Below are 12,449 nucleotides of genomic sequence, written 5' to 3'. Positions count from 1 at the left end.
CCGCGGCACCCCGGCACCCCGGCACTGCACCACCCGGATGCAGCACGCCAGACCCCGAACGAGAAACAGGAGCACCACCATGCGTATCCGCCGTCTCCAAACGGCCGTCGTCGCCACCGCGGCAGGCGCACTGCTCGTCACCGTCGCCCCCGCCGCCCAGGCGGTCTCTCCCGTACGCGACTCCGCTCCCACCATCGCGGAACTGCTCAAGGACTGCGGCACCGCCACGGACTACTGCAAATTCACACCGACCGGCACCAGCACCTTCTTCACCGCCCCCCACCAGGTCGCGCTCGTCTACAACTGCTCCTCAGTGGCACAGAACAAGACGGTGTCCTGGAGCGACAGCACCGGCGGATCGAACACGGTCTCGACCGAGATCAGCGTCACCGCGGGCTTCGACTTCCTGTCGAAGTTCGAAATGGGCTTCAAGCAGACCTACGGCCAGACGTGGACCTGGACCGACACCTTCACCAACCAGGACACCCTCACAGTGCCGGCCGGCGAGGTCGGCTGGATCACCCGCGAGACCAAGATGCACAGCGCCAGCGGAACCTACGAGCTGCACTACGGCTCTCCGCACTGGGGCCACTACATCTGGTACGTCAACAACTTCGCGGGGACCGCACCCGTCCCGCAGGAAGCCGGCGTGCACATGTACGGCTCGCGGAAGATGACACCGGCCGAGAAGGGGATCTGCGGCAGCGGCTCGGGGACCTTCCCCGGGGTCCCCAAGGGCTCACCGTACATCCCCGGCATCCCCATCACCCACGGCGGTCCGATCGTCAAGCACGGCCGCTGACCCCTCATCTGCCAGCCGGTCTTCGGTGCGGCGATCACTCCCCACCCGCACCGAAGGCCGGCACCCGCAGCGGTCACAGCGGACCGCTATAGCTGCAGGAACTGCAGGCTGGCCAGTTCTTCCACCGATCGGGCCCGCACGTCCTGGTACCGCTCGGCCGGCTGCGCATAGGTGCCACGACCGGCACGGCACTCGTCGCCGAGGTAGCGCACCCGGACCTCGGCGATCGCCTTCGCGCCGCGCCCGAGGGCTCCCTCCACCATCGACGGACCGACGGCGGCGGGTCGCGAGAACTGGTTGTCGGCACCGCGCCGTAGCGCGATCCTCTTGCCGTGGATTCTCCGCCCGAGGTGATTTCGCTCGGCGACCTGACCCTGCGGGCCTTCGATCGCGGGGCGGACCTACCCGAGTTGTTCAAGGTCATCAGCGAGTCGCAGGATCACCTCCGGCCGTGGATGTCGTGGGCCGCAGATCACGGCATCGAGGCCGCACGAGACTTCCTGCGTCGCCGCGCCGAGCGGTGGACCAAGCGCGAAGCGTTCACCTACGCGATCGTGGTCGACGGGATGATCGTGGGAACGTGTCAGCTGTTCCGCCGCAGTCCGTCAGAGCGGACCTTAGAAATCGGGTACTGGCTCCACCCCGACGCCACCGGGCGCGGGCTGGCGACCCGGGCCGCCCAGGCCCTGGTCCGCGAGGCGTTCCTCCTCCCGGATGTCGACTGTGTCGAGATCGTCCACGACCCGGCCAACCGCGACTACGCGGCCGGGTTCGCCGCCGCCCTGATGGCCAAGGACCTCGGACTGGCCGCCGGAGCCGCCGAGGCCGCGGGCCTGCCCACGGAGCTCGGACGCAGGGCCGCGCAGCCGTACGCGGACTTCGCGGCGGGCGAGGCTCGGGCCTGGACTTCTCGGCGATCATCACCACCCTGAGGGAGGACGGCAAGTGACCGCTGACGAGACGATCCTGGTTTCGAGCGCCGGCTCTTCCACGCCACGTTCGCCACCACCGACCAGGAGGAGGGCACGGCCGTCGTCGCCGAGAAGCGCCCGTCGTCCTTCACCCACCGCTGACGGTCCGCCCGGTGCGGCCGCCCCCTCGCCCGGGGCGGCCGCACCGCGGCCCGTCAGCTCTCCGAGCGCCGGAGCAGGTAGGTGTCCATGATCCAGCCCTTGCGCTCGCGGGCTCGATCGCGCAGCTCACGGATCCGCGGGGCGGCCTCCGCGAGCGGACCGGAGACCAGGATCTCGTCGGGAGTGCCGAGGTAGGCGCCGTAGTGGATCTCCAGCCCCTCGGGGTCGATCCCGGTGAAGGCGGCCCGGCCGTCGAGCATCACCACCACGTCGTCCACGCCCTCGGGGAGGCCGTCGGCCAGGCGGCGGCCGGTGGTGATCTGCACCGGGCGGCCGACCCGGGTCAGCGTGGTGCGGTGCCGGGCGGCCAGCGCGGAGACGCTGCTGATGCCCGGGACCACCTCGTGGTCGAACGCGACGGCGCCGCGGGCGAGGACGTCGTCCACCACGGCGATGACGCTGTCGTAGAGGCTCGGGTCCCCCCAGACCAGGAACGCCCCCGTCTCGTCCTCGCCGAGGTGTTCGGCGACCAGCCGCTCGACCAGGTCGGCACGGCGGACGCGCCAGTCGTCCACGGCGGCCGCGTACGCGGGGGTGGTGCGGTCCCGCTCCGCGTCCGGCACCTCGACCACGCGGTGCCCCGTCCGCCCGTGCTCGGCCAGGATCCGGCGGCGCAGCCGGATCAGGTCCTGCCGTTCCTCGCTCTTGTCGAGGAGGAAGAAGACGTCCGTGCGGGCGAGCGCCTTGACCGCCTGCAGGGTGAGGTGGTCGGGGTCGCCCGCGCCGATGCCGATGACGAAGATGTGCCGCATGCCGAGCATTCTGCCGTCTGGTCCGCCCCGACCCCCGCGTCCGGGTGGCGCGTGGGCCGCCGGACCGGGCCCGCAATCTCGTGATCCGGCACACGACCCCTTGACCGGATCTTTTCCGTTTCGCCATGATGAGCCGTCATGTTCTGACTCCGCCGTTGGGGGAAGCCGGTCCGAATCCGGCGCTGACCCGCAACGGTAGGCCGCCGACGGCTGTCGGCGGCGAGCCCGAGTACCCGTCGGCGGAGGTGTGTCGCTCCCTCCTCCCGTCGTGGTCTGCGGGCCGGAGCTCCGAGGGCTGCCCGGCCAGGTGCCGACGCTCTCCGGGCCCCTGCGTCCAGGCCCGGAAAGGTCCACCGTGTCCCTGATCCGACGCCCCCTGCGCCTCTTCGCGATACCCGCCCTCGCCCTCGCCACCGTCCTCCCGGCGGCCGCCGCCGCCCACGCCGACCCCGCGCAGGAGCACTCCGCCACGGTCCGTCCGGACGCCGCGGCGGCCGGCTGGCTGGCCCGCCAGCTCGTCGACGGCGACCACTTCGAGTCCGTCTTCAACGGCACCGCCTACCCCGACCAGGGCCTGACCATCGACGCCGTGCTGGCCTTCGCGGCCTCGCGCAGCTCCGACCAGGCCGCCGCGAAGGCCACCGCCTGGCTGGCGAAGCCGGAGATCCTCGGCGGCTACCTCGGTGACGGCACCACCGAGGCGTACGCGGGCGCCACCGCCAAGCTGCTGCTCGCCGTCGAGGTGCGCGGCGGGGATCCGGTGAGCTTCGGCGGCGTCGACCTCCCGGCTCGGCTGCGTTCGCTCCAGACGGCGTCCGGCCGCTTCTCCGACCGTTCCCAGTGGGGCGACTACAGCAACGCCTTCGGCCAGTCCCTCGCCGTGATCGCCCTGCACCGCACCCCCGGCGGCGCCCCGGCCACGGCCGTCGACTTCCTGGCGAACAGCCAGTGCGCGGACGGCGGCTTCCCGCTCTCCTACGGTCAGGCCACCTGCACCGGCGACCCGGACGCCACCGCGCTCGCGGCCCAGGCCCTGGCCGCGACCGGCCGCACCGCCAAGGCCGACGCCGGGCTCGGCTGGCTGACCGCCCACCAGAACGCCGACGGCGGCTTCGCGGCCGCCGGGGCGGCCGCGTCCAACGCCAACACCACCGGCCTGGCCACGCAGGCGCTGCTCTCCGGCGGCCTCAAGGGCTGGAGCAGCCTGGTCAAGCTCCAGCAGGGCTGCGCCGCCGACCCGGCGGTCCGTGGCGCGGTCGCCTACGACGCGTCCGGTTTCAACCCGGCCAACGGCGCCCGGGCCACCGGGCAGGCCGTCCTCGGCCTGGCCGGCACTCCGCTGGCCACCCTGTCCGCCGCCGGGGCGCGTCCGGACGCGGCCGTGCCGGCCTGCCCGGCGACCACCCGCTGACCCCGGTCCCACTGATCCGGTGAGGAGTACTCCGATGACCGACACCATGGCGCCCGCCCGGCCCGCCCGGCTCGCCCGTCCGGCCCGCCGCACCCTCGGCTCGATCGCCGCCGCCGCGGCCCTGACCGCCGGCCTGCTCGGCGCCTCCGCCGTCCAGGCCCCACAGGCGCAGGCCGCTGCCTGCGACGGCACCACCGGCGTCACCGTCGTGGTCGACTTCACCGCCCTCGGCGGCGGCATCCAGACCGGCTGCGCGCCCGGCGACCCGGCCAGCGGCCTCGCCGCCCTGACCGGCGCCGGGTTCCCGTACACCTTCCACCCGCGCTACCCGGGCTTCGTCTGCGCCATCAGCGCCCTGCCGACGACCTGCACCAACCCGACCGGCAGCGCCTACTGGTCGTACTGGCACGCCCAGCACGGCGGTGCCTGGTCGTACAGCAACCTGGGCGCGGGCAGCTACGACCCGGCGCCGGGCGACGTCGAGGGCTGGTCCTTCGGCGCCGGCGCGCAGCCGGGCATCACCGCGCCCTGACGTCCGGAGGCACCCCGACTGCCAGTGGGACCGCATCCCGCACGACTCACGTGCGGCCCTCTGGTCGGAGGGCCGGTAGGCCGGCGGGATGAATCAGCGAAATCGTTGACCGGCACCTTCCCGTCGGCATGTTCGAGCTTTGTGGCATGCGATCACATGGCGGCGTGAAGCACTCGGCGGCAGTGTCGGGTCTGCTGGCTTTGACGGCTCTGGCCCTGACAGTCACGGCGGTGCCGTCAGTGGCGTCTGCGGGCACATCAGCCGGAGCGGCCTCGGCCGGCTCTGCGGTGCGCGGCCCCGCCGACGGGCAGCGCCCGGCCCTGCGATCGGCCGACATCCGCTGGGATCTCGCGGAGGCGCGGTCTCAGCACGCCGAATCGCTCACTGGCGGTGGTCGGCAGTTCGACCGTTCCGAGCGAGTCGAGGTCCGTGCCCTCCCGCAGCGTCCGTCCGGCGTCGGCCCAGGGCTGTTCTGATTCCTCCCTCGCCGACGGCCCGGCCGGTCGAGGGGGGAATCCGCCCGGAGGGGCCACGGCCGGGAGCCGATCCGTGACCGCACGGCGCACCGGTCGGCGAGGCGATGTGATCGGGATGATGATCGGGATGACGACCCGTTGACTCCCCATCGGCCGCCATGGTCTGATGAACCGATTTTTTGCCCTCGGCATTCAGGGGAAGCCGGTCCAACTCCGGCGCTGACCCGCAACCGTAGACCCACCTCGGGGTGGGTGAGCCGGAATGCCTGGACCGGGGGACTGTTCACACAGCACTTGCGTCGTCGCGGACTACGACGCGGTCACGGCGGCCCCTGTCCGAGGAGCCGTCGGCTGCGCCGTTGCCTCCCGCGTCGACCGACCAGGGAGTCGTCGTGAGGGTCAGCAGCAGTCGCGCACGTCACAGAAACCGGGACCTCGCGTCCCTGGTGGTCGCCGGCGCCGTCGCGGTCGCCGCCTGCGGCACCGTCCTGTTCGGGCACCCCGGTACCGCGGCCGCCGACCCGGGCACCACCGGCCTCGCCCTGCGCGCCGCCCCGGAGTACCAGGCGGCCGCGAAGAAGGCCGCGGACCAGCTCGCGGCGAGCCGGCAGGCCGACGGTTCCTTCGTGCCCTACGCCGGCGCCCCCGGTGACACCATCAGCACCGCGAGCGCGGCGCAGGCCTTCCGGGCCACCGACCAGGACACCCGCCTGGCCTCCGCCAAGGCCCGGCTCGCCGCCCGCCAGGGCACGGCCGGCGGCTTCGGCCCCGACACGTCGACCACCGACCCGGACCCGGCCGCCACCGAGCAGGCCGTCCTGACCCCGACCGGCACCGACCTCACCGGCGTCCGGCACGATCCGAATGGCGCCACCACCCCGCCGACCCCGCCCGCCGGAAGGGCCCCGGACGCCGCCAAGGGCAGCGCCTACCTCACCGACCCGTCCCGCCTGATCGACGGCCACTACTACGAGGGCTTCCCGGCCTTCGCCGACTTCGGCCTCACCATCGACGGCGCCTACGCCCTCGCCGCCACCGGTACCGATGACGCCGCGCTGCGCAGGATCGTCGACTTCCTGGACCAACAGGGCACGGACGCCAGCGCACGCACCGTCAACGACTGGACCGGCATCGGCACCGAGTTCGCCGGCGGCGGCTCGATCGGCAAGGAGGCGCTGCTCGCCGAAGCGGTCGGCCGCAACCCGCGCGCCTTCGGCGGCCACGACCTGATCGCGGCCCTGGCCGCCCTCGTGTGCGCCAAGGCCGACCAGAACACCGGCTGCGCGGCCCCCGGCAACTACACCTACGCGACCTCGGTCTTCTCCCAGGCGCTCGGCATCATGGCCCAGCTCCGGGGCGGGGACTCGACGGGCGCCGCTCCCGCGATCGCCTACCTGAAGAGCCTCCAGCACGCCGACGGCTCCTGGCCGAGCCTGATCCCCGCCACCGGCGACTCCGAGGTGGACAGCACCGCGATGGCCGTCATGGCCCTCTCCCTCGTCCCCGGGGACGAGGCCGCGCAGGCGGTCGACAAGGGGGCCGGCTGGCTGGCCGCGCGGCAGCTGCCCGACGGCGGGTTCCCGGGCGCGGCCGGCGACTCGACCAACTCGGCCGCCCTCGCCGTCCAGGGCCTGACGCTGCGCCAGTCCGCCTACAGCGCCCAGATCGCCAAGGCGCGCGACTTCCTCGCCGGCCAGCAGAACGGCGACGGAGGGTTCAACGTCGCCACGGGCGGTCAGCGGGGATCGGACGTCCGGGCGTCCACGCAGGGGCTCGGCGGTGCCACCGGCATCTCCTTCGGCACACTGTCCCGCAACGTCGGAGGCACCCCGACGCCGACTCCTACCGGGACGCCGACTCCGACGGGTACGCCGACGCCGACTCCCACCGGGACGCCGACGAACACGCCCACGGGTACGCCGACGCAGACCCCCACCGGGACGCCGACGAACACGCCCACGGGTACGCCGACGCAGACCCCCACCGGCACACCGACCAACACGCCCACAGGCACTCCGACCCCGACGGGCGCTCCCACGACGACCGGGCCCGCCCCGGTCACCGCCGCACCCTCGGCCACCGGCGGCCCGAGCACCTGGCCGGCCGGTGGCGTCGACGCCCCGGCCGAGGACGGTGGCGTCCCCGCAGCCGGGGTTCCGGCGGGCGCCGGGTCCGGCAACCTGGCCAGTACCGGAACGCAGGCCCTGGCGCTGACGGCGGGTGCCGCTCTGCTGACCGCGCTCGGAGCCGCGGCCGTCCTCGTCGCCCGTCGCCGCACCGCGTCCACCCCGGGGCGTCACCGGTGAGCCGGGGACTGGGCCGGGGACGGGGTCGGCGACTCGCCCGGCTGTCCGGGGCAGCGGCCCTGACCTCCGGCCTCGCGTTCGGTGGCGTTGCCGTCGGTACCGCCCCGGCGTCCGCGGCGCCCTTGCCGATGGACCAGTGCACCACCACGTCCGGCGTGGTGCTCGCCGTGGACTTCAGCAAGTGGGGCGGCCCGCTGCTGCGTTCCTGCGGGACCACCCCGACCACCGGGTACACGCTGCTCAACCAGGGCGGCTGGAAGACCACCGGGACCGGGCACGACGGTCCGGCGTTCGTCTGCCGCATCGGCTACAGCGGCTTCCAGGGCGGCAAGCAGTACCCGACCCCGGATCAGGAGAAGTGCGTCCTGACGCCCCCGGCCACGGCCTACTGGTCGTACTGGCACGCCGATCCGGGCGAGAACAGCTGGTCGTACAGCCAGCTGGGCGCGATGAGCTACCAGCCGAAGCCCGGCAGCGTCGACCTGTGGATCTTCGGCGGCACCAACGTCGAGGGCACCAAGGGGCGTCCGACCTTCTCGCCGGACAGCGTGCGCGCGCAGAACTCGGACCCCGGTGGGCAGCCGGCCGACCCCGGCCAGGGCACCACGGGCGGCTCCGGCAGTTCCGGTGGCCCCGATGGCTCCGGTGGCTCCGGTGGTGCCTCCGGCAGTTCCGGGGGCGGGTCGACGGGCGCCACCGGTACGACCGGCGGTTCCGGCAGTGGTTCGAGCGGCGGCACCGGCACGGTCGGTGGCGCCGGGACCGGCCGCTCCCCGGCCCCCGCCAAGCCCCCGGCGGGCGGAGCCCGGCCGCCCGCGCCCGCCAAGCCCACGGGGGCCGGTACCCCCGTGACCCCCGAGGACGGCATCACTCCGCCGGGCGCGCCCGACCCGACGCCCGTGCCCGCCGTGCCGGTGCCGGTCGAGCCGCCCACCGCGCCGCCGACGGACACCCCGGGCGACCAGCCGCCGCAGAGGGCTGCGGCAGCGGCCGCGCCGACGTCCACCCCCGCCGTGCCCGGCGGGGTGGTGAACGCCGACCCGGTGGCCGACGCCCCGCACGACTCCGGGTCGATGATCCCCGCCGTGATCGGGACCGTCCTCGTCGTGGTGCTCGGCGTGGCCACCGTGGTCGTCGCGCGACAGCGCCGCCGACGGGCCGAGTGATCCGGTGACCATGCCCGACAAGCGCGACGCCGGCTCCCCGAAGCCCGCCCCCGGGCAGGGCGCGGGAAGCCGGCGCAGCCCCCGGAACCTGCATCCACTGGCCTGGTGGACGTGGGCACTCGCCCTGGCGACGGCGGCCAGCCGCACCACCAACCCGCTGCTGCTCCTCCTCGTCCTCGCCGTGCTCGGCTACGTGGTCACCGCCCGCCGGAGCGAAGCCCCGTGGGCGCGCGGGTTCACCTACTACCTGTGGGTGGCCCTGACCGTGGTGGCGATCCGGGTGGTCTTCCGCTGCGTGTTCGCCACCGGCATCACCCCGCACGACCACCTGCTCTTCTCCCTCCCGCACCTCCCCACCCCCGCCTGGTACGCGGGCATCCAGATCGGCGGGCCGGTCTCCCTGGAGGCCACCCTCTCCGCCGCCTTCGACGGGCTGCGCCTGGCCTGCCTGATCTGCTGCATCGGCGCCGCCAACACCCTCGCCAACCCCAAGCGCGCCCTGCGCGTCCTGCCCGGTGCCCTGTACGAGCTGGGCGTCGCCGTGACGGTGTCGCTCAGCGTCGCGCCCCAGCTGGTGCAGAGCGTCCAACGCGTCGCCCGGGCACGGCGGTTGCGCGCCGGGCAGCGCAAGGGCGTGCGCGCGCTGCGCAGCATCGTGGTGCCGGTCCTGGAAGACGCGCTGGAGCGTTCGCTGCACCTGGCCGCCGCGATGGACTCGCGCGGCTACGGCCGCTCCGGCACCGCCTCCCGGCGCTCCCGCCGCATCACCGGCGCCCTGATGCTGCTCGGCATGTGCGGCCTGTGCGCCGGGGTGTACGGGCTGCTGGACGGAACGGCCCCCGCCGCGCTGGGACTTCCCGCCCTGGCCGCGGGCGTCCTGCTCTGCGCGGCGGGCCTCGTCCTCGGCGGGCGGCGGGTACGGCGCACCACCTACCGGCCGGACCGCTGGCGGGCCGCCGAGTGGGCAGTCGTCGGCTGCGGCGTGGCCGCCGCGGTCCTGCTGTTCGCCACGGTCGGCTACGACGCCACCGACCTCAACCCCTCCCTGTACCCGCTGACCTGGCCGACGCTGCCGCTCGTGCCGGTGCTCGCCCTGCTGCTGGCGGGCGCCGCCGGGATCGTCTCACCGCCGCCCGGCCGTACACCCGAACCCGCCGCCGTGCCCGGGCGGCGCCCGGCCGGGCGTACCGGTGGCGACACCCGCGACACCCGCGACACCCGCGGCACCAGCACCGACCGCACGACCTCCGAGGTGAGCACGTGATCCGATTCGACCAGGTCGGCGTGGTGTACGACGGCGAGACCAGGCCCGTCCTGCGCGAGGTCGACCTGCACATCCCGGAGGGCGAACTCTGTCTGGTGGTCGGCCGTACCGGCGCGGGCAAGTCGACCCTGCTCGGCGCGGTCAACGGCCTCGTGCCGCACTTCACCGGCGGCACCCTGCGCGGCCGGGTCACGGTGGACGGCCGCGACACCGCCCACCATCCGCCGCGTGAACTCGCCGACGTGGTCGGCGTGGTGGGGCAGGACCCGCTGGCCGGCTTCACCACCGACACGGTGGAGGAGGAACTTGCCTACGTCATGGAGCAGTTGGCGATCCCGCCGGAGGTCATGCGCAAGCGCGTCGAGGAGACCCTCGACCTGCTCGGCCTGGCCGACCTGCGCCACCGGGCCCTGTACGAGCTCTCCGGCGGGCAGCAACAGCGCGTCGCCATCGGCTCGGTGCTCACCGCGCACCCGCGCGTCCTGATCCTGGACGAACCGACCTCCGCGCTCGACCCGACCGCGGCCGAGGAGGTGCTGGCCGCGATCACCCGGCTCGTGCACGACCTCGGCGTCACCGTGCTGCTCGCCGAACACCGCCTGGAGCGCGTCGTCCAGTACGCCGACCGGGTCGCCTACCTGCCGGGCGACGGCACCGTCGTGCACGGGCCGCCCGCCGAGGTCTTCCGGCACACCACGATCGCGCCGCCCGTCGTCGACCTCGGCCGCCTGGCCGGCTGGGAACCCCTCCCGCTCTCCGTCCGCGACGCCCGCCGAGCCGCCGCACCGCTGCGGGAACGGCTGGCCGCACGCCCGGTACCGGCGCCGCGCCGTGCACCGGCGGCGGGGGAGACCGTGCTGTCCGCCGAGCGCATCGTGGTGCGCTACGGCCCGGTGGCCGCCGTCCGGGAGGTCGGGCTGGAACTGCGGGCCGGCGAGGTCACCGCGCTGATGGGGCGCAACGGCTCCGGCAAGTCCTCCCTGCTGTGGGCCCTCCAGGGCTCCGGCCCCCGCCAGGGCGGCAGCGTGAAGGTCGCCGGAGCCGACGGCGGGCCGGCCAAGGACCCCAAGCGCCTCTCCGCGGCTCAGGCCCGGCAACTGGTCGGACTCGTCCCGCAGACCCCCACGGACCTGCTGTACCTGGAGACGGTCGCGCAGGAACTCGCCCAGAGCGACCTTGAGGCCGACCGCGCCGCCGGGCCGACCGCGCGGCAGGTCCTCGACCGGCTCGCCCCCGGGATCCCCGACGACACCCACCCCCGGGACCTCTCGGAGGGGCAGAAGCTGGCACTCGTCCTGGCGATCCAGCTGGCCGCCGCGCCACGGGTGGTGCTGCTGGACGAACCCACCCGAGGGCTCGACTACCACGCGAAGGAAGCGCTCACCGGCATCGTGGACGCCCTCGCCGCCGAGGGCCGCACGGTGGTCGTCTCCACCCACGACGTCGAGTTCGTCGCCTCCGCGGCCGACCGCGTCGTCGTGATGGCCGAGGGCGAGATCGTCGCCGACGGCCCCACCGCCGAGGTCATCGTCGCCTCGCCCACCTTCGCCCCCCAGGCCGCCAAGATCCTCGCCCCGCTGCCCTACCTGACCACCCGGCAGGTCGCCGCCGCCCTGCAACCCGCGGAGGCCGCCCGGTGACCGCCGTCCGCATCCCCGGCCGGGCCCGCGTCGTCGCCGCCCTGGCCGCCTTCATCGGCCTGGTCGCCTTCACCTGGCCGTTCGTCGTCGCCCCCGGAAAGTTCGGCTCCTCCTACGCCCCGCCGCTGATCTTCGGCGCCCTGCTCGTCCTGGTGCTCGCCGTCGTCATCGCCGAGATCGCGGCCGGCGGCATCGACGCCAAGGCCCTCGCCATGCTCGGCGTCCTGTCCGCCGTCAACGCCGGGCTGCGCCCGCTCGGCGCCGGGACGGCCGGGGTCGAGACGGTCTTCTTCCTCCTGGTCCTGGCGGGCCGGGTCTTCGGCCCCGGCTTCGGGTTCACCCTGGGCTGCACCTCGCTGTTCGCCTCCGCGCTGCTCACCGGCGGGGTCGGCCCCTGGATGCCGTACCAGATGTTCGGCTGCGCCTTCGTCGGCATGCTCGCCGGGCTGCTGCCGAGGCTCCGGCGCCGCTGGGAGGTGCTGATGCTGGCCGGGTACGGGGCGTTCTCCGGGTACCTCTTCGGCTTCCTGCTGAACCTCTCCTTCTGGCCGTTCTCGACCGACCCGAACAGCTCGATCGCCTACCTGCCGGGCCTGCCCTTCACCGAGCAGTGGCACCGCTACCTGCTGTTCGACCTCGCCACCTCGCTCGGCTGGGACACCGGCCGGGCCGTCACCACCTTCACCGCCGTGCTCGTCGTCGGCCCGGCCGTCCTCACCGTCTTCCGCCGCGCGGCCCGCCGTGCCAACTTCGAGCCCACGGTGCGCTTCGAGACCCCGGACGGTTCCGACGCCCCGGCGGGACCGGGAACCGTCGCGCGGCCCGCGTTCGGCCGCTGTCAGCCACCGAACTGTCCGGGCGGGCGAGGGCGGTGGAACTTCCGACGCGGGGCCGACCTGACGCCGTCGTGAGCGCACGGGCGGGAGGAGCCGGGGCGGGTCACCGATCGGCGTTCCTGATTCTGTGT

At 74.2% G+C, this 12,449-nt stretch carries 11 protein-coding genes and 2 riboswitches; of the genes, 9 read left to right on the top strand and 2 right to left on the bottom strand.

Annotation, left to right across the window (positions count from 1 at the left end):
• Positions 1 to 79: 79 nt before the first annotated feature.
• Positions 80 to 802: a hypothetical protein gene (locus ACIPLC_RS11715; RefSeq protein ID WP_400472790.1), complete on the top strand. Its 723-nt coding sequence runs from the start codon at positions 80 to 82 to the stop codon at positions 800 to 802.
• An 86-nt stretch (positions 803 to 888) separates the two neighbouring features.
• Here ACIPLC_RS11715 and ACIPLC_RS11710 read toward each other — a convergent pair whose 3' ends face one another.
• Complete coding sequence (locus ACIPLC_RS11710) at positions 889 to 1,065, bottom strand: hypothetical protein (protein ID WP_400472789.1); 177 nt, start codon at positions 1,063 to 1,065, stop codon at positions 889 to 891.
• Positions 1,066 to 1,134: 69 nt separating this feature from the next.
• Between ACIPLC_RS11710 and ACIPLC_RS11705 the strand changes: the two genes are divergently transcribed.
• Complete coding sequence (locus ACIPLC_RS11705; protein ID WP_400472788.1) at positions 1,135 to 1,734, top strand: GNAT family N-acetyltransferase; 600 nt, start codon at positions 1,135 to 1,137, stop codon at positions 1,732 to 1,734.
• Between the two features lie 194 nt (positions 1,735 to 1,928).
• Here ACIPLC_RS11705 and cobF read toward each other — a convergent pair whose 3' ends face one another.
• A complete protein-coding gene (gene cobF, locus ACIPLC_RS11700; protein WP_400472787.1) occupies positions 1,929 to 2,687 on the bottom strand; it encodes a precorrin-6A synthase (deacetylating) in 759 nt (252 codons plus the stop codon).
• 117 nt (positions 2,688 to 2,804) lie between these two features.
• Positions 2,805 to 2,943: riboswitch (cobalamin riboswitch) on the top strand.
• 99 nt (positions 2,944 to 3,042) lie between these two features.
• Between cobF and ACIPLC_RS11695 the strand changes: the two genes are divergently transcribed.
• The 7 genes from ACIPLC_RS11695 to ACIPLC_RS11665 all read left to right on the top strand — a co-directional run bounded on the left by ACIPLC_RS11695 (position 3,043) and on the right by ACIPLC_RS11665 (position 12,393).
• Positions 3,043 to 4,098 carry a prenyltransferase/squalene oxidase repeat-containing protein gene (locus ACIPLC_RS11695; protein ID WP_400472786.1) on the top strand — a complete coding sequence of 352 codons (1,056 nt, stop codon included), beginning with the start codon at positions 3,043 to 3,045 and terminating at the stop codon, positions 4,096 to 4,098.
• A gap of 34 nt (positions 4,099 to 4,132) precedes the next feature.
• A complete protein-coding gene (locus tag ACIPLC_RS11690; protein WP_400472785.1) occupies positions 4,133 to 4,630 on the top strand; it encodes a flagellar hook-length control protein FliK in 498 nt (165 codons plus the stop codon).
• Positions 4,631 to 5,250: 620 nt separating this feature from the next.
• A riboswitch (cobalamin riboswitch) is annotated at positions 5,251 to 5,395 on the top strand.
• A 103-nt stretch (positions 5,396 to 5,498) separates the two neighbouring features.
• A complete protein-coding gene (locus ACIPLC_RS11685) occupies positions 5,499 to 7,412 on the top strand; it encodes a prenyltransferase/squalene oxidase repeat-containing protein (RefSeq protein ID WP_400472784.1) in 1,914 nt (637 codons plus the stop codon).
• 128 nt (positions 7,413 to 7,540) lie between these two features.
• Positions 7,541 to 8,578, top strand: coding sequence for a hypothetical protein (locus tag ACIPLC_RS11680; RefSeq protein ID WP_400472783.1), 1,038 nt, complete (start codon positions 7,541 to 7,543; stop codon positions 8,576 to 8,578).
• Between the two features lie 10 nt (positions 8,579 to 8,588).
• Positions 8,589 to 9,842, top strand: coding sequence for a CbiQ family ECF transporter T component (locus ACIPLC_RS11675; protein WP_400472782.1), 1,254 nt, complete (start codon positions 8,589 to 8,591; stop codon positions 9,840 to 9,842).
• Complete coding sequence (locus tag ACIPLC_RS11670) at positions 9,839 to 11,482, top strand: ABC transporter ATP-binding protein (protein ID WP_400472781.1); 1,644 nt, start codon at positions 9,839 to 9,841, stop codon at positions 11,480 to 11,482. Before ACIPLC_RS11675 ends, ACIPLC_RS11670 begins: the two co-directional genes overlap by 4 nt.
• Positions 11,479 to 12,393 carry an ECF transporter S component gene (locus ACIPLC_RS11665; RefSeq protein WP_400472780.1) on the top strand — a complete coding sequence of 305 codons (915 nt, stop codon included), beginning with the start codon at positions 11,479 to 11,481 and terminating at the stop codon, positions 12,391 to 12,393. Before ACIPLC_RS11670 ends, ACIPLC_RS11665 begins: the two co-directional genes overlap by 4 nt.
• Positions 12,394 to 12,449: the final 56 nt, after the last annotated feature.

Origin of the sequence: Kitasatospora sp. NPDC086801, from assembly GCF_044745805.1 — a bacterium.
Lineage (GTDB): Bacteria > Actinomycetota > Actinomycetes > Streptomycetales > Streptomycetaceae > Kitasatospora.
The sequence above is the reverse complement of the archived record's forward strand: the minus strand, read 5'-3'. Positions and strand labels throughout refer to the sequence as shown.